The organism is Brevundimonas sp. ABV4_179, from assembly GCF_056311945.1.
The window spans coordinates 343,177-360,811 of record NZ_CM149976.1; the positions used below are offsets into that span (position 1 = coordinate 343,177).

General features: G+C 68.6%; 14 protein-coding genes. 5 read left to right on the top strand and 9 right to left on the bottom strand.

Features of this window, described 5'->3' with window-relative positions:
• Positions 1-47: 47 nt before the first annotated feature.
• Positions 48-917 carry an isoaspartyl peptidase/L-asparaginase family protein gene (locus ACYX4P_RS01695; RefSeq protein WP_248120134.1) on the top strand — a complete coding sequence of 290 codons (870 nt, stop codon included), beginning with the start codon at positions 48-50 and terminating at the stop codon, positions 915-917.
• Between the two features lie 95 nt (positions 918-1,012).
• Complete coding sequence (locus ACYX4P_RS01700; RefSeq protein WP_248120132.1) at positions 1,013-3,886, top strand: M16 family metallopeptidase; 2,874 nt, start codon at positions 1,013-1,015, stop codon at positions 3,884-3,886.
• A gap of 487 nt (positions 3,887-4,373) precedes the next feature.
• Here the strand turns inward: ACYX4P_RS01700 and ACYX4P_RS01705 are convergent, their stop codons facing one another.
• From ACYX4P_RS01705 to ACYX4P_RS01720, 4 genes are all read right to left on the bottom strand, one after another.
• Positions 4,374-5,204 (bottom strand): S1 family peptidase, encoded by an 831-nt coding sequence (locus ACYX4P_RS01705; protein WP_248120130.1) that lies wholly within the window; start codon positions 5,202-5,204, stop codon positions 4,374-4,376.
• Positions 5,205-5,221: 17 nt separating this feature from the next.
• Entirely contained in the window at positions 5,222-5,662 is a 441-nt protein-coding gene (locus ACYX4P_RS01710; protein ID WP_248120128.1) for a DUF350 domain-containing protein, read from the bottom strand.
• A gap of 174 nt (positions 5,663-5,836) precedes the next feature.
• Positions 5,837-7,483 (bottom strand): chaperonin GroEL, encoded by a 1,647-nt coding sequence (gene groL / locus ACYX4P_RS01715; RefSeq protein WP_248120126.1) that lies wholly within the window; start codon positions 7,481-7,483, stop codon positions 5,837-5,839.
• Between the two features lie 51 nt (positions 7,484-7,534).
• A complete protein-coding gene (locus ACYX4P_RS01720) occupies positions 7,535-7,822 on the bottom strand; it encodes a co-chaperone GroES (protein WP_122466564.1) in 288 nt (95 codons plus the stop codon).
• Positions 7,823-8,115: 293 nt separating this feature from the next.
• Between ACYX4P_RS01720 and ACYX4P_RS01725 the strand changes: the two genes are divergently transcribed.
• Positions 8,116-8,544: a hypothetical protein gene (locus ACYX4P_RS01725; protein ID WP_248120118.1), complete on the top strand. Its 429-nt coding sequence runs from the start codon at positions 8,116-8,118 to the stop codon at positions 8,542-8,544.
• 53 nt (positions 8,545-8,597) lie between these two features.
• On the opposite strand, the gene pgi is transcribed toward ACYX4P_RS01725, so the two are convergent.
• Positions 8,598-10,205, bottom strand: coding sequence for a glucose-6-phosphate isomerase (gene pgi / locus ACYX4P_RS01730; RefSeq protein WP_248120116.1), 1,608 nt, complete (start codon positions 10,203-10,205; stop codon positions 8,598-8,600).
• 99 nt (positions 10,206-10,304) lie between these two features.
• Between pgi and ACYX4P_RS01735 the strand changes: the two genes are divergently transcribed.
• The gene (locus ACYX4P_RS01735) at positions 10,305-10,781 is read left to right on the top strand and encodes a hypothetical protein (RefSeq protein ID WP_248120114.1); all 477 of its coding nucleotides are present in this window, start codon (positions 10,305-10,307) and stop codon (positions 10,779-10,781) included.
• A gap of 53 nt (positions 10,782-10,834) precedes the next feature.
• On the opposite strand, the gene recQ is transcribed toward ACYX4P_RS01735, so the two are convergent.
• Positions 10,835-12,712 (bottom strand): DNA helicase RecQ, encoded by a 1,878-nt coding sequence (gene recQ, locus ACYX4P_RS01740; RefSeq protein ID WP_248120112.1) that lies wholly within the window; start codon positions 12,710-12,712, stop codon positions 10,835-10,837.
• Positions 12,713-12,809: 97 nt separating this feature from the next.
• Positions 12,810-13,787 (bottom strand): complex I NDUFA9 subunit family protein, encoded by a 978-nt coding sequence (locus ACYX4P_RS01745; protein WP_248120110.1) that lies wholly within the window; start codon positions 13,785-13,787, stop codon positions 12,810-12,812.
• Here ACYX4P_RS01745 and ACYX4P_RS01750 point away from each other — a divergent pair.
• Positions 13,786-14,334 (top strand): DUF488 domain-containing protein, encoded by a 549-nt coding sequence (locus ACYX4P_RS01750; protein ID WP_313431431.1) that lies wholly within the window; start codon positions 13,786-13,788, stop codon positions 14,332-14,334. The two genes, ACYX4P_RS01745 and ACYX4P_RS01750, sit on opposite strands and share 2 nt — an antisense overlap.
• 2 nt (positions 14,335-14,336) lie before the next feature.
• Here the strand turns inward: ACYX4P_RS01750 and ACYX4P_RS01755 are convergent, their stop codons facing one another.
• Entirely contained in the window at positions 14,337-16,289 is a 1,953-nt protein-coding gene (locus ACYX4P_RS01755) for a M1 family metallopeptidase (RefSeq protein ID WP_248120094.1), read from the bottom strand.
• An 82-nt stretch (positions 16,290-16,371) separates the two neighbouring features.
• Positions 16,372-17,613: a multidrug effflux MFS transporter gene (locus ACYX4P_RS01760; RefSeq protein ID WP_248120092.1), complete on the bottom strand. Its 1,242-nt coding sequence runs from the start codon at positions 17,611-17,613 to the stop codon at positions 16,372-16,374.
• Positions 17,614-17,635 lie beyond the last annotated feature (22 nt).

Here is a 17,635-nt window from a genome sequence, read left to right on the forward strand (position 1 = left end):
CCACGCCCGATTGAAAGAGGCGACGAAAGCAGGATCAGAAAGCCCCCATGACCGCCCTCATCCTCCACGGCGGCGCCGGCGCCCGGCGCGAACGCAACTACGACGCCGAGGTCGTGCATATGCGCGAAGTGGTCGAGGCCATGAAGGTCCGGCTGGACGCGGGCGACAGCGCCCTGGACGTCGCCACGGCCGCCGTGGTCATGCTGGAGGATTCGGGCCTCTATGTCGCCGGCAAGGGCGCCTCGCCCAACCTGGCCGGGGCCTATGAGCTGGACGCCAGCATCATGGACGGATCGACGCGCCGCGCCGGATCGGTCGCCGCGCTTCAGGGCTTCCGCAACCCGGTCGTCGCCGCCCGCGCGGTGATGGACAAGACCCCTCACGTCATGCTGGCGGGCGAAGGGGCGGCCCTGTTCGCCCACGAGCAGGGGCTGGAGATGATCGCCGACGAGGCCGGCTGGTTCACCGGCGCCGGCAAGGGCGAGGACAATCATCCGCCCGGAACCCTCAGCCACGGCACGGTCGGCGCCTGCGTGCTGGACAGCCAGGGCCGTCTCGCCGCCGCCACCTCCACCGCTGGCGTCTTCGGGAAGATGCCGGGCCGCGTGGGCGACACGCCGATCCCCGCCGCCGGAACCTGGGCTGACGACCGGGCCGCCGCCTCCTGCACGGGCCAGGGCGAGTATTTCATCCGCGTCGCCGCCGCCGCCCAGGCGGCCTGGCGCGTCGCCGCCGGCCAGACCCTGGCCGACGCGACCCAGGCCGTGATCGACCAGATCGGCGGCATGGGCGGCGACGGCGGCATGATCGCCCTGGACGCCGCTGGAAACATCGCCGCCCCCTTCAACAGCCAGGGCATGAAGCACGCCTGGCTGACCCCCGCCGGCGAGATCGGCGTGCGGGTCTTCCCCGACTGATCGGGCAGGCTGCTTCATTACATCTCAGTAAGGTGCAAGACGGCCAATCGCTGGTAGGGTCGGCGCGCCCGGCGTTCCGGGCTTCGGAGCCCCCCATGAAATTCCGCCTGACCGCCACGCTCAAAGCCGGGGCCGCCGCCTCGGCCCTCCTTCTCGGCCTCGCAGCCCCCGCCTTGGCCGAGACCGCCCCCGCCCTCGCCCCAGCGACGATGCAGGCGCCGCAGGGCGTGACCGTGCCCCCGCTGGGCTTCACCAAGCGCGTGCTGCCCAATGGGCTAGAGGTCTATACGGCGCGCGACGCCGACACCTCCAACGTGACGGTCCAGGTCTGGTACAAGGTCGGCTCCAAGGACGATCCGGCTGGCCGTTCGGGCTTCGCTCACCTGTTCGAACACCTGATGTTCAAGTCCACCAAGAACCTGCCGCCCGAGACCTTCGACCGGCTGACCGAGGACGTGGGCGGCTCCAACAACGCCTTCACCGCCGACGACACCACCGCCTATTTCGAGACCGTGCCCGCCAACCATCTGGAGCGGATGCTATTCGCCGAGGCCGAGCGCATGGGCTCGCTGGTCGTGGACGAACCAACCTTCGTCGCCGAGCGCGACGTGGTGAAGGAGGAATATCGCCAGCGCATCCTGGCCAATCCCTATGGCCGGCTGTTCGGCCTGTTCGTGCCGGAGACCATCTATCAGGACAGCCCCTATCGCCGTCCCGGCATAGGCTCGATCGAGGAGCTGGAGGCCTCGTCGCTGGACGACGTTCGCCGCTTCCACGCCACCTATTATCGGCCGGACAACGCCTATCTGATCGTGGCGGGCAACTTCGACCAGGCCCAGCTGGACCGCTGGGTCGACCAGTATTTCACCCCGCTGAAGAACCCGACCACGCCGATCCCGGCCAACCATGTGGTCGAGCCCGAGCCAACCGCGCCGCGCAACGTGACCTATTATGCGCCGAACGTGCCGCTGCCGGCCGCCGTCATCGCCTGGCCGACCGTCAAATACGCCGACGCCGACCGCGCGGCCCTGACCGTTCTGGACGGCGTGCTCTCGACCGGCGAATCCAGCCGTCTTTATCGCTCGCTGGTCTATGACAAGCAGATCGCGGCCCAGATCGGCTCCACCCCCGACTTCGCCCAGCAAGCCGGCAATCTGTCGGCCCTGGCGATCATGGCCCAGGGCCACACGGCCGAGGAAGGCGTCGCCGCCCTGAACGAAGAAATCGCCAAGCTGCGGGACGCCCCCGTCACCGCCGAGGAGCTGGCCGAGGCCAAGAACGAGATCGTCGCCAACACCCTGCGCAGCCGCGAAACGGTGGACGACCGCGCCACAGCGCTGGGCTTCTCGCTGATCAACACCGGATCGGCCGAGGCCGCCGACCAGGAGGTGGCCCAGATCCAGGCCGTCACCGCCGCCGACATCCAGCGCGTCGCCCGCAAATATCTGACGCCGCAACGCCAGTCGACGATCACCTTCCTGGCCGCCGACGACAAGAACCCGGCCTCGGTCCAGAAGATGAACGTGGATGCGCCGGTCAAGGTCGCCGACCTGGCCCCCGCCGGCGAGCCCGCCGTCCTGCTGCCCGAGGCCGAGCGCGCCCGCCTGCCCCAGCCGGGACCCGAGGTTGCGCCCACCACCCCGGCCGTGGCCGACTTCCGCCTGTCCAACGGCCTGCGCGTCCTGGTCGCCCCGACCGACGGCCTGCCGCTGGTCTCGGCCCGCCTCGGCTTCAAGGCCGGGTCGTCCGACGACCCGGCGGGCAAGGCCGGGGTCGCCGCCCTGACCGCCTCCCTGCTGACCCAGGGCACCAAGACCAAGACGGCGCCCCAGATCGCCACCCAGATCGAACAGCTGGGCGCGGCTGTCGGCGCCTCGGCCGGCGTGGACTTCTCGAACGTCTACGCCAATGCGCCGTCGAACGCCTTCCCCGCGACCGTCGCCCTTATGGCCGACCTGGTGAAGAACCCCGCCTTCGCCGGCGAAGAGCTGGAGCGCCAGCAGGCCCAGACGCTGGACGGCCTGCGCGTCGCCCTCAGCCAGCCGGCCGCCATCGCCGGCATGACCGTGGGCCGCGTCATCTATGGCGACGCCCCCTATGGGGCGCCGGGATCGGGCACGCCCCAGACGGTGCCGACCATCACGCCCGCCGACGTCGCCGCCTTCCACGCGGCTCGCTATCGCCCGTCGGACGCGACCCTGGTCTTCTCGGGCGACATCACGCCTGACGCCGCCCGCGCCCTGGCCCAGCAGGCGTTCGGCGACTGGCGCCCCAGCGGGGCCGCCCCGGCCGCCGCCGCCGATCCGGCCGGCCAGCCGCTTGCGCCGCGCATCGTCGTGGTGGATCAGCCCGGCGCCGGCCAGGCCGCCGTGGTCGCCGCCGTTCGCGGCGTCGCCCGCACCGATGCGGACTTCTTCCCCCTGACCCTGGGCAACAGCCTGCTGGGCGGCGGCTTCTCGTCGCGGCTGAACCAGGAAATCCGCATCAAGCGCGGCCTGTCCTACGGCGCCTCCTCGTCGCTGGGCGCGCGGGCCGATGCGGGCGTCTTCACCGCCTCGACCCAGACCAAGAACGAGACCGCCGACGAGGTCGCCGACCTGATCCTGGCCGAAATCGCCAAGCTGGGAACCGAGACCCCGACCCCGGCCGACCTGGCCCCGCGCCGCGCCACCCTGATCGGCGGCTTCGGCCGCTCGCTGGAGACGGTGGACGGCCTGGGGACCCTGGTCGCCAACCTGGCCCTCTACGACCTGCCGATGAGCGATCTGGCCGACTACGCCGGCCGGGTTCGCGCCGTCACCCCGGATCAGGTCCAGGCCGCCTTCGCCGAACACCTGCCGGCCAATCGCGCCAGCCTGGTCATCGTCGGCGACGGCTCCAAATTCCTGGACGCCCTGCGGGCCAAACACCCGAACCTGGAAGTCATCGAGGCCGGCGCCCTGAACCTGAACACCGGCGCGTTGAAGTAAGGGGCGCCAGAAGCAAACAGATCTCCCTCCCCCTTTGGGGAGGGTGATCGTAAAACGAACGGGCGGGGGCGGCCCGGCAAGGCCGCACCTTCCCGGTTGCAATACAGGACGGCGAGGCGTCCACCTGCCCTCCCCACCCGACCGCGCTTCACTCGCCCCCTACCCCTGTCGGGGAGGGCGAGGCGCCGTCTATTCGCCAACCATCGCAATCCGCCCCCCGCCGCCTCGCCTTTTCAAAGGCTTGCCCGCCAGCAGCGTCATTCGACCATACCCCGTCCGAAACGGGGTTATGATGGCCCGTGGTCTTTGACATCGCGATGCGCCGACTTGGACTCGTTGGACTGTTTTTTTCCGAGACCGACTTTCCCTTTCAAACGCGACCGAATTGCACGGTGCAATTTCGACCCGGCATTTTAAGCTTTAGTCTCAACGACTAAGGCCGAATTGCACGGCGTTGCACTGTTTTCGCCGAGTGCAATTTCACCATCTATACCGCCAGGCAAACCACCTGGGCCACGCGCAGGTCGCGCCGCAGGGCGTTCGACACCTGACCATAGTCCTCGGTCGTCACCGCCGGTCCGCGCGCCGCCTCCGCCAGGGTCTGTTCGCCCCGGATGGCGCGACCGAAGGTTTCGGGCGCGGTCGTATAGATCCGGCCCCGACGCGGCGCCTCGGCGATGGTCACCCCCACGACGCGCCCTTGGGAATCCAGCGCCGGCGCCCCCGACAGGCCCGACAGCGTCCCCTCCAGTCCATCGGTGCGCCCCACCTCGGCCCAGGCCAGCACCGGCTCCTCGCGCGCGCCGCGCCCGAACACCTTCAGCGTCTCGCGGCCCAGCAGGCGCGACGTCACCTCGCCCGGCCGCCCCTGAGGAAAGCCGGGGTGGAAGGCCCTCTGACCCTTTCTCAGCGGATCGCGCACCGCCACGGGCAGGGCCGCCGGTCCCCCGTCGGTGATCAGCAACGCCACGTCCGCGCGCGGCGCCAGGCGCACATCCGCCGCCACCGCCCGCCCCGGCCCGACCACCAGCGCCGGCTTGCGACAGCCCTCGACCACATGGCGCGCGGTTATCCAGCGTCCGCGCCCGGCGATGGAGAAGGCGGTGCCGGACGACGGCTGGAACGGCGTCTCGCCCGCCTCGATGGTCACGGCCGTGTCGAACGGCGTGATCGGCCCCAGAAGCGGTCCCTCCTCGACGTCCGTCGCCGCGGGCGCGGGCGGGGCATCGGCGTTCTCGCGCCGGCCCAGCGACACGGCCAGGAAGACGGCCGCCACCGCCCCGTAGATGGCCCAGTCCGGCAGGCGCGGAAACTGCATGATCGTCGGCCGGCCGATCAGCCGGTCAGGGCGGCGGACAGGATCACCGCCGTCGCCAGCTTGGCGCCCAGCAGCACCACCGCCGCCGAAATCTCTCCGTGCCGGATCCGTTCGGGCAGGCCGGTCAGCAACAGGTCCACGACCCGGAAAGCCAGAAGCTGCAGCACCACCGTCGCCACGCCCCAGATGGCGATGTCGCGCACCGAGGTCGACACCGCCAGCGACACCGCCAGCGGCACGGCCAGGCCCACCAATATGCCCGCAAAGGCGATGGCCGCCGCCGTATTGCCCTGACGGATCAGCGCCACCTCCTTCCACGGCGTCAGCATCGCATAGACCGACGCCCCCGCCGCCAGCAGCAGCAGGGTCACGATCAGGTGCACCACCATGACCGGAAAGCCCGAGGCGAAGGCCTGCACCTCGGCGCTAGACAGGACGTTCGACAGGGACGGATCCATATCCAGACGCCTTGCCCGATTGCCGCCCCAATCCGCAAGCGCGGCCGGGACACACTGGGTGACAATATGTATCCAATGGTTGTGTCCCTCCCATTCACAGAGAGGGGCGCAAACAGAAAAGGGCGGAGCCTTGCGGCCCCGCCCTTCTGCAGTTCAGCAGTGGTCAGCTCGGACTTAGAAGTCCATGCCGCCCATGCCGCCCATGCCGCCCATGTCGGGAGCCGCAGCGCCGCCCGACTTCTTGGGGGCGTCGGCGACAGCGGCTTCCGTCGTGATCAGAATGCCGGCGACCGAAGCGGCGTCTTGCAGAGCCGTGCGGACAACCTTGGCCGGGTCGATGACGCCCATCTGCACCAGGTCGCCGTATTCTTCGGTCTGGGCGTTGAAGCCGAACGACGCCTGATCGTTCTCCAGCACCTTGCCGACGACGATCGAACCTTCGACGCCCGCGTTTTCCGAGATCTGACGGATCGGAGCCTGCAGGGCGCGACGGATGATGGCGATGCCGGCGTTCTGGTCGGCGTTGTCGCCCTTGACCTCGGCCAGGATCTTCGACGCCTTCAGCAGCGCGATGCCGCCGCCGGGAACGATGCCTTCGTCAGCCGCGGCGCGCGTGGCGTTCAGGGCGTCGTCGACGCGATCCTTCTTTTCCTTGACTTCGACTTCGGTCGAACCGCCGACGCGCAGAACCGCGACGCCGCCGGCCAGCTTGGCCAGACGTTCCTGCAGCTTTTCCTTGTCGTAGTCGGACGTGGTGTCTTCGATCTGGCGCTTGATCTGGGCCACGCGGGCTTCGATCTCTTCCTTGCCGCCAACGCCTTCGACGATGGTGGTGTCTTCCTTGGTGATCGAGACCTTCTTGGCCTTGCCGAGCATGTCGAGCGTGACGCTCTCCAGCTTGATGCCCAGGTCTTCCGAGATGACCTGGCCGCCCGTCAGGATGGCGATGTCTTCCAGCATGGCCTTGCGGCGGTCGCCGAAGCCCGGAGCCTTGACGGCGGCGACGCGCAGGCCGCCGCGCAGCTTGTTGACGACCAGGGTCGCCAGGGCTTCGCCTTCGATGTCCTCGGCGATGATCAGCAGCGGACGGCCCGACTGCACCACGGCTTCAAGGATCGGCAGCATGGCCTGCAGCGAGGTCAGCTTCTTCTCGAACAGCAGGATGAGCGGCTCTTCGAGTTGAACCTCCATCTTGTCGGCGTTGGTGATGAAGTAGGGCGACAGGTAGCCGCGGTCGAACTGCATGCCTTCGACGACGTCGACGGTGGTGTCGGCGGTCTTGGCTTCTTCGACGGTGATGACGCCTTCGTTGCCGACCTTGGCCATGGCCTGGGCGATCAGCTCGCCGATTTCGCTATCGCCGTTGGCCGAGATGGTGCCGACTTGCGCGATTTCCGAGTTGTTCGAGACCGGCTTGGACTTGTCCTTGATCTCTTGCAGGACCAGGCCGACAGCCTTGTCGATGCCGCGCTTCAGGTCCATCGGGTTCATGCCGGCGGCGACGGCCTTCAGGCCCTCTTGCACGATGGCTTGAGCCAGAACGGTTGCGGTGGTGGTGCCGTCGCCCGCCTTGTCGTTCGTCTTCGAGGCGACTTCGCGGATCATCTGGGCGCCCATGTTCTCGAAGGCGTCTTCCAGCTCGATCTCTTTGGCGACCGACACGCCGTCCTTGGTCGAGCGCGGGGCGCCGAAGGACTTCTGGATCACGACGTTGCGGCCCTTGGGACCCAGGGTCACCTTGACGGCGTTAGCCAGGACGTTGACGCCCTTGAGCATCTTGTCGCGGGCGTCGGTGTTGAACTGTACGATTTTAGCGGCCATGCGGGCTGCTCCTATCTAGATTTTATTGAAGAAGGTCGTCGACGCGGGTGCTTAGGACAGCACGCCCAGAACGTCGGATTCCTTCATGATGATCAGGTCTTCGCCGTCGATCTTCACTTCCGTGCCCGACCACTTGCCGAACAGGATGCGGTCGCCGGCCTTCAGCTCAAGAGCATTGACCACGCCCTTGTCGTCGCGGGCGCCGGGGCCGACGGAGACGACTTCGCCTTCCTGCGGCTTTTCCTTGGCGGTGTCGGGGATGATGATCCCACCCTTGGTCTTGGATTCTTCTTCAACGCGCTTGACCAGCACGCGGTCGCCGAGCGGACGGAACGCCATCGGACTTCTCCCTTAAAACCCCCGGATCGGGGCGTTCTGAAACGGTTTGCGGCGCTCTCGCCATCGCCGTTTTGGCAGCCGACCAGCGAGAGTGCTAACGCGAGCGGGAGTTAGGCAGAGGTGGTGCGACCGTCAAGCGGTGCCGCCCGTTCGTCGCGCGAATTGTCTGTGACAAATGAACCGAAAATGAATGCCGACCTACAGGGTCGTTCAATTTGGGAGCGGTACAAACCATCCAACGCTGGATGCCTTCCCGCCCCGGAACGCAGATCGGCAAGCGAAAGGAGACCAAAATGTCCAAGCTGCTGAAGATCACCGCCGTCGTCGCCGCCCCGGTCGTGGCCATGACCCTGATGGCGGCTCCCGCCTCGGCCCAGTCGCGGGATCGCGACAACACCGGCCGCAACGCCCTGATCGGCGCGGCGGTGGGCGGCCTGGCCGGCGCCATCTACGGCAACGGCGACGGCAACTATATCGCGGGCGGCGCACTGGCTGGCGCGGCGGTGGGGGCTGTGGCCTCGAACCGAGGCTCCAGCTGCGAATACTATCGCGGCGGCCAGTGCTACCGGAACCAGGGTCACTGGGAGCGTGAACACGGCATCGACCGCAACCGCTCGGGCTATGACTACCGCTACGACGGCCGCCGCTACGACTCGCGTTACGACCGTCGCGATTATCGTCGGGACGACCGCCGCGACTATCGCTACGACCGTCGCTGGTAAGCGATCGTCAAATCGAGCTGAAGGCCCGACCGCCCGGTCGGGCCTTTTTCGCATCAGCCCATCAAACGCGTCATCAAGGCCGCCGTGGACGGGTCCAGATCGGCGGACGGACCGCCCGCATCAACGTCCTTCAAGATGGCCTTGGCCAGCACCTTGCCCAGTTCGACGCCCCACTGGTCGAAGCTGTTGATGTCCCAGATCACGCCCTCGACGAAGGTCTTGTGCTCATAGAGGGCCAGCAGGGCGCCCAGCGTATCGGGCGTCAGCCGGTCCATGACGATGGCCGTCGAGGGGCGGTTTCCGGTGAAGGTGCGGTGGGGCGCCAGGCGCGCGGCCTCCTCCTCCGACAAGCCCTGGGCCAGCCCTTCGGCCCTGGCCGCCTCGGTCGTCTTGCCCAGCATCAGGGCCTGCCCTTGCGCCAGGGCGTTGGACCAGAGCGGCGATTCCGGCGCGTCCTCATGGGTGCGGGCTACGATCACGAACTCGGCCGGCACGACGTCCGGCCCCTGATGGATCTGCTGGAAGAAGGCGTGCTGACCGTTGGTGCCGGGTTCGCCGAACACCACCGGGCAGGTCTGGCGCGTGACGGGGCTTCCGTCCCGGTGCACCCGCTTGCCGTTCGATTCCATCTCCAGCTGTTGCAGGAAGGACGGCAGGCGGCGAAGCGCATGGGCATAGGGCGCGACCGTGCGCGCCGGGCGGTTCAACCCATCGACGTTGAACACCTGGGCCAGGGCCAGGAGGATCGGCGCGTTCCGCTCCGGCGGCGCCTTGACGAAATGATCGTCCATCTCGGCGGCGCCGGCCAGCATCTGTTCGAACACGTCCCAGCCCAGGGCGATGGCGCACGACAGGCTGACCGCCGACCACAGCGAATAGCGCCCTCCGACCCAGTCGCGGAAGGCGAAGGTGCGGCCGCAGCCGAAGGCCGCCGCCCGATCCGGCGCCGCCGTCACCCCGATGAAGTGTTTCGTCATGCCTTCAGAAGGCAGGGAAGCGGCCAGCCAGGTCTTGGCCGCCTCGGCGTTGGCCAGGGTCTCTTGCGTCGTGAAGGTCTTGGACACCACCACGACCAGGGTCGTCTCGGGGTCCAGGCCGGTCAGGGCCTCGGCCATGTCGCGCGGGTCGATATTGGCCACGAACCGCAGGTCGATGGCCGGGTCCAGCGGACGCAGCGCATCCCATACCACGCGCGGCCCCAGGTCCGATCCGCCGATGCCGACATGGACGATGGCCTCGAACCTTCTTCCCGTCGCGCCCCCCTCGGCGCCCGACCGCACAGCCTCGGCATAGGCCCTCATGTCCGCCCGCACCGCATCCACCTCGGCCGAGACCGGCTCGCCCAGGGCCTTGAAGCCGGCGCCGGGCGCGGCGCGCAACGCCGGGTGAAGCACGGCCCGCCCCTCGGTCAGGTTGACGGCCTCTCCGGCGAACAGGGCCGCGCGCCGCCCCTCGACGTCGCTGGCGCGCGCCAGGTCCAGACAGGCTTCGAACGCCGCGCGGGTCCAGCTCTGCTTGGACAGATCGACATAAAGCCCCGCCGCCTCGACCGACATCCGCCCCAACCGGTCGGGATCGGCGGCGAACTGATCCACGATCCGCGCAGAGGCGGCCTCGGCGGCGGCTTGGTCGAAGGCGGTCCAGGCGGCGTCGCGGGTCATCGTCGTCTCCATCGGGAATGACAGGGTAAACACTCGTTTACGGCTGGGGCGTATTCAGGTTCAACGTCCCAGCGGACGCTGAAACAGGAAGTCACCTCAATGTCCTGCGGCCTTGCTCTCACGATCGCCCTGGCGATGTCCAATCCTGCCGTCGCCCTGGCCGCCGAACAGCCGGCGGCGGTTCCCGGCGCGCCGATCTCTGTGGCGGGCGAGCCGCTGTTCGCCGACATCATCTCGCGCTCGACCAGCCTGAAGGCCGTGGTGGACGGCTGGGCCGCCGCCAAGTCCGCCGACGACGCCGCCTTCTTCACCAGCCAGGCCTTCACCGGCTTCAAAGCGCAAACGGACCAACTGGCTGCGCTGGATATGCAGGGCCACCTGATCCTCAAGGAGCGCGGCACCGACGGCGACCTGAAATGCATCCTGCGCGGCATTTCCGAGGACATGCCCCGCAAGGTTCTGGCGGTGCAGGCCGCCGCCACCCCGGCGGACCGCGCGGTCGCCCTGTCGGAACTATCCTATCTGCTGAACGACAACGTCGAAGTCATCACCGCCCCGCCGAAACCGGCCGTCTGACCCGACCACGACAGTCGTGATTCCGCCCACGGAACGACGACGAGAGACTGTCGCTACAGAGCGTTCAGCGCCTGCAGCACGCCCTTGCCGTAGCGGTCCAGTTTCGACTGGCCGACGCCGGAAATGGCGCCCAGACTGTTCAGGTCGCCCGGCTCTGCATAAGCGATCTCCAGCAGGGTCTTGTCCTGGAAGATGACATAGGGCGGGACATGCTGCTCCGAGGCGCGGTCGCGGCGCCAGGCGCGCAGGGCCTCGAACCGGGCGCGCACGTCGGCGTCCATCGTCTCCAGCGCCGCATTGCGCCCCTCGCCGGAACGGTCGCGACGGCGCGGCGCCGTATCGGCTCTCAACGGCGCGCGACGCACCTCGATCTGACGTTCGCCCCGATAGACGGCGCGCACCGCCTCGGGATCGCCCAGCCCGACCAGAGGCTTGCCATCATTGGGATCCTCGGCCAGCAGACCTTCGAACAGCAGATGGTCGACGATCTCGCGCCATGAGGTCAGGGAGATGTCGCGCCCGATGCCCCAGGTGGACAGCTGCTGCTCCCAGGGCTGCACGTCCTTGGTGCGGGCGGTCAGGTGATCGACCACCCGGTTGCGCCCGAACCGACCGCCCAGCCGCTGCACCGCCGCCAGGGCCTTCTGGGCCGGGACGGTCGCGTCATAAAGCTGGGGCGGGTCGCCGCAGATGTCGCAGACGCCGCAGGGCTGGGCGTCATGCTCGCCGAAGTATCGCCGCACGGCCTGGGCCCGACAGACGGCGCCGTCCAGCATGGCGAACAGCTGGCGGGTCTTGCGCACCTGAACCTGTTTGACCTCTTCCGCCATCGGGCGGCTGTCCAGCCGACGCAGCGACCAGGCGATGTCGGACGGGCCATACAGGGTGATGCCCTCGGCCGGTTCGCCGTCGCGCCCGCCCCGCCCGATCTCCTGCCAATAGGCCTCCAGCGAACCGGGCGGATCGGCGTGGATGACGAAGCGGACGTCGGCCTTGTCCACCCCCATGCCGAAGGCGATGGTGGCGACCATAACGGCGCCCTCCTCGGCTAAAAACCGCTCCAGCCGCCTGTCGCGTTCGCGCGTTTCCATGCCGGCGTGATAGGCGATGGCCTTGGTTCCGGCGTCACGCAGCGCCTGGGCCACGCGGTCGCAGCCGTCGCGGCTGCCGCAATAGACCACGCCCGACTTGCCGCGCCGCTCGCGTACAAGTTCGATGACCCGCGCATCGGTCTTGGCGCGCGACGCGCTCTCCTTGCGTTCGGCCGAAAGCTGCAGGTTCGGACGCGCGAAACTGTCGACGAAGACCTGCGCCTCCTCCAGCCGCAGCGAGCGAAGGATGTCGTCGCGGGTGCGGGCGTCGGCGGTCGCCGTCACCGCGATGCGGGGCGTGTTCGGGAACCGCTCGGCCAGCAGGCCCAGATTGCGATAGTCGGGGCGGAAGTCGTGGCCCCACTGAGACACGCAGTGGGCTTCGTCGATGGCGATCAGGCTCAGCGGCAGTTCGGCCAGGCGATCCATCATGGCCCCCGCCGCCAGACCTTCCGGCGAGACGTACAGCAGGTCCAGTTCACCGGACCGCGCGGCCGCCCAAATGGCCGAACGCTCGTCCAGCGACACCCCCGAATCCAGCCGGGCCGCCGCCACGCCCTGCTGTTTCAGCGCCTCGACCTGATCGGTCATCAGGGCGATCAGGGGCGAGACCACCAGCCCCAGGCCGGGCCGCAGTATGGCGGGGATCTGATAACAGACGCTCTTTCCGCCGCCGGTCGGCAGGACGGCCAGCACATCGCCGCCGGACAGGATCTGTTCGACCACCTGACCCTGCAGCCCCCGGAAATCGGCGTGACCCCAGACGCGCGACAGCAGGGCCCGCGCGTCGTTCAGGTCAGGCGTCTGCATCGGGAAGAATTGGGGCTGCGTGGCCGGCATCCTTAAGCTGTGCACTCTTTGTTCCCGCACGCGAAGTCCCGCAGGCGGCGAAACGCGGCCTGCGGCCCCATCGGATGGGGATTGATCCGCAGTCCGCTCAGTGCGCCGGGGCTTCGGCGAACTGGCCGCCGACGCGGTAGCGCCACAGATAGGAGGGGGCGATGGCCGCCATGCCGGTGGCGTGATCCACGCCCAGCGCCGCCAGCCCCAGAGCCTCGGGCGCCACGACATTGTCGCGCTCCAGCATCAGCACCTGATCGCGCGTCAGCGGCGGCGTGACGCCGACGAACCGGCTCAGCTGCAGCAGCGAACCCAGAGGTTTGGCGACCGCGAAGGGCAAAGAGACCAGCATCCGGTCACGGCCCGTCTCGCGCCGCACCAGCTCCAACACCTCGCGGAAGGTGAAGACGCTCGGCCCGCCCAGTTCATAGGTGCGGCCGGCGGCGTCCGCGCGGGTCACGCCGCGCGCGATCGCCTCGGCGACATCGCCGACATAGACCGGCTGGAACCGGGTGTCGCCGCCGCCGATCAACGGCAGGAAGGGCGACATCGTCGCCATGGACGCAAAGCGGTTCAGGAAGCCGTCGCCGGCGCCGAACACCAGCGACGGACGCAGGATCACCGCATCGGGATAAACGGCGCGCACCGCCTGCTCGGCCTGGGCCTTGGTGCGGCCATAGGCCGAGGGGCTGGCGGCGTCGGCGCCGATGGCCGACATCTGGACCAGACGCTGAACGCCCGCCGCCTTGGCCGCCTCGGCGATGGTCTTGGCCGCCTGGGTGTGGACGGCGTCGAAGCCGCGCTTGCCGCCCGCGTCATGCAGGACGCCGACCAGATTGACCACGGCGTCCGCGCCGCGCACGGCGGCGGCCACCTCCGCCGGGTTGGTGACGTCGCAGCGCATGAACTGAATCTGGCCGGGATCGCCCAGCGGCTGGATCTCGATGGCCAGGACCGGGTTGCGCACGGCGATGCGGATGCGCCAGCCGCGCCGCGCCAGGGCGCGCACCGCCTGCGACCCGATGAAGCCCGACCCTCCGAAGAGAGTCACGACGCCGGGGGCGAGGTCAGCCATGGGAAAAGCTCCTGTCGAAATCCGTGTCGGCGGGATAGACGATAGGGCGCCGCACCGCAACGCGGGCCTTCACGGCCACGCTGGCGTTCTACCGGCGGCCGCCCATCTGAGGCCGATGAAGCTTTTCACCATTGGTTACGAGGGCGCGACCCAGGCGGAGGTGATCGCGCGGCTGAAAGCGGCCGGGGTCCAGACCCTGATCGATGTCCGCGCCGTCGCCGCCTCGCGCCGCGCCGGTTTTTCCAAGACGATCCTGGGCGAAAGCCTGAAGGCCGAAGGGATCGACTACCTCCACCTGCGCGGCCTGGGCACGCCCAAGGCCGGACGAGATGCGGCGCGCAAGGGCCGTGTCGACGAGATGCGCGCCATCTTCGCCGGTCACCTCGCCGAGCCGCAGGCCCAGATCGAGTACGAGCGGCTGAAGGCGCTGGCGGCCGACAAACCCGTCGCCCTGCTGTGCTTCGAGGCCGACCACGCCGGCTGCCACCGCGCCGTCCTGGCGGAACGGCTGGCGGAGGAAACCGGCGTGGCGGTCGTGGACCTCTAGGCTTACGGACGACCGACCAGCTGGTCGACAGAGCCGCTGGTGACCGGGTGATACAGCGGACGGGCCTCGGCGTAGATGCGGCGGGCGATCGGGCGGCCCCAGTCGCCTTCGTTCCACAGGGTCTGGAACAGCGGCAGGACGAACTTGCGGCGGCCCTGGCTGGTCAGGAACGTCTCGGCCGTGGCGACCGACGGCTGATAGCGATGGGCCAGGGCGATCTGCAGCCAGGCGAAGGTCAGTTCGGCATTGCCCTCGTTCGACAGGTTCAGCGTCCGCTCAAGATCGGCCAGCTGTGCATTAGTCAGCCAGTCAGCGCCGGTTCGCAGGCCGTCGGGACGCCAGCCCAGGAAGCGCTGGCGCTGCTGGGTGTTCCAGTCCGTCCACGGAATGGCCGAGGCCGCTCCCTTGTTCTTGAAGAAGGCGACGGCGGCCGCATCCACCGGCTCGAAGGCGTGGGACACCGGCGCGACGGCGTTGGACGGCAGGCCGGGCTGATAGACCCAGGCGTCCATCTGCAGTTGGCTTTCCAGCGCAGGGTCGCCCTTGATCAGATTGTCGCGGATGTCCTGCAGGAACATGGCCGTGGTCATCGGGCGATAGGCGTTGCGGTCGAAGTAGCCGCGCAGCCAGGCGTCGAACCGATCCCGCCCGACGGTGAGCTCGATGGTCCGCAGGAACAGGGCGCCCTTCTCATAGGCGATGTCGTTCATGCCGTCGTCGGGATCGCGGCCCTTCAGGTCCAGATGCAGGCGGGTGTCCGCCGCCGGCAGCGACTTCAGCGTGTCCTGCAGGCTGTCCCAGCCCAGAACCTGCTCCTGCATGGCCCGGTCGTGACCGTAGACGGACTCCATGATCCGGTTCTCGAAATAGACGGTGAAGCCTTCGTTCAGCCAGAAGTCGTTCCAGGTCGCGTTGGTCACCAGATTGCCTGACCAGGAGTGCGCCAGTTCGTGCGCCACCAACGACACCAGCGACCGGTCGCCGGCGATGATGGTCGGGGTTGCGAAGGTCAGCTTGGGGTTCTCCATCCCGCCGAACGGGAAGGAGGGTGGCAGGACCAGCAGGTCGTAGCGGCCCCAGCGATAGGGGCCATACAGCTTCTCGGCCGCCGTCACCATCTGGGCGGTCGGCTCCAGCTCCCACTGGGCGGCGCGCAGGCGGCTGGGCTCGGTCCAGACCCCGGTGCGGCCGTCGAACGGCGCAAAGGCGATGTCGCCGACGCCCAGCGCGATCAGATAGGGCGGGATCGGATTGTCCATCCGGAAGCGCCAGGTCTTCATGCCGTTTCCGGCCGGTTCGCCATTGGGCGTCAGGTGATCCGCGCTCATGACCACGGTCAGGTCGGCGGGCGCGGTGATGCGGGCGGAATAGGTCTGGCGGATGCCGGGGCTGTCCTGGGTCGGGACCCAGGTGCGGGTCAGGATCGCCTGGCCCTGGCTGAACAAATAGGGCTTCTGGCCGCCGGCCGTCTGGGCCGGGCTGAGCCATTGCAGCGCCGCGGCGTCGGGCCGGGTCGAATAGCGGATCGTGATCTTGCGGCGTTCATTGGCGGTGAAGGCCGGGAAATAGACGGTCAGGGGCTGGCCCCTGATGGCGTCGTTCTCGCCGACCACGAAGCGCAGCGGCTGTCCCGCCGCGTCGCGCACGTCCTGGATGTCCAGGTTGCGGATATCCAGGATCACCTCGTTGGCGCCGGGGATGGCCAGGATGTCCAGGGTCGCCGTGCCCGCCAGGGTCTTGGCCTGGAAGTCGGCGGTCAGGTCCAGCGCCACATCGACGACGCGGGCGATCTCAGGCCGGGCGTAGGTGTGACTGTCGACCGCTTCCGGGCCCGGCGCCGGGGCGATGGCGGGCGGGGCCAGGGACGCGCCGCCCGACGTGGTGGAGCAGGCGCTGACCCCCAGGGCGGCGGCGAGGGCGAGGGCGGAGACGAGGCCGAGCGCTTTGCGCTTCATCGGGATTTTCCTGGGCTGACCGTAACGATTGGCCGGACAACGCGCGGAAACGCCGAAAAGATCAAGTCTGGGCCATGCCCGATCAGGCCGGCGCCGAATGGTGCGCCCGGAACAACCGCCCGCGCTCGGCGAACAGGACCCACCCCAGGGCGGCCAGGCCGAACAGGGTGAAGCCCGCCGCCATCGGAACCGTGGTGCCGTTGAACTGCTGGCCCACCGCAAAGCCCAAGAGGGAGCCGGCGATGGTGGAGACGAAGCCCTGGATCGAGGCGGCGGTGCCGGCGATATGGCCCATCGTCTCCATGGCCATGGCGCCGAAGTTGCCGGCGATCAGCCCGAAACAGAACATGGTCAGGGTCTGCAGCACCGCGAAGGTCCAGATCGATTCATGGCCGCTGATCGCCACGACGGCGTGGACGGCGGAGATGGCGGTGAAGCCGATCAGGGCGGTGTGCGAAATCCTGCGCGATCCCAGCCTGACCACCAGCCGGGCGTTGACCAGCGAGGCCACGGCGATGCCGCCCGCGATCAGGGCGAAGACGGCCGGAAAGGCCGCCTCGGCGTCGAACACGTCGGCGAAGATCTGCTGGGACGAGTTTATGAAGCCGAACAGCGCCCCGGTGATCGCCGTCATGGCCAGCGTATAGCCGACGGCCGTGCGGTCGGTGACGGCGACCTTGTAGGCCGAGGCCAGGCGACGCATCTGGATCGGCAGCCGATCCTCGGGCTTCAGCGTCTCGGGCAAACGCAAGCAGGCCCAGACGATCAGGCCCACGCCCACCAGGCCCAGCCCCGCGAAAATCCACCGCCACGGGCCGACCAGCATGATCATCTGACCGATGGACGGCGCCAGGATCGGCACGCCCAGGAAGACCAGGAAGCTGAAGGACATGACCCGCGCCATGGTGCGGCCCTCGTAGCGGTCACGCACGATGGAGACGGCCAGAACGCGGGTGCAGGCGCTGCCCAGCCCCTGGCCGATGCGCGCCAGGATCAGCATGTCGAAGGTCGGCGCCAGGGTCGCCAGAAGGCTGAACACCACATAGAGGCCTACCCCGACCAGCAACACGGGCTTGCGTCCGAACCGATCCGCCAGCGGACCATAGATCAGCTGCGCCCCGCCAAAGCCCAGCAGATAGGCCGTGACCACCCACTGGCGACTGTTGGCGTTGGCCACGCCCAGGTCGTCGCCGATATGCGGCAAGGCTGGCAACATGGAATCGATGGCCAGGGCGTTCAGCGCCATCATCAGGGCGATAAGACAGACGAACTCGACGAAGCCGAGCTCCTTCTTGGCGGGCGCTGACGCGAGGGAAGTGGACATTCGGGCCAGATGCGCCCCCACG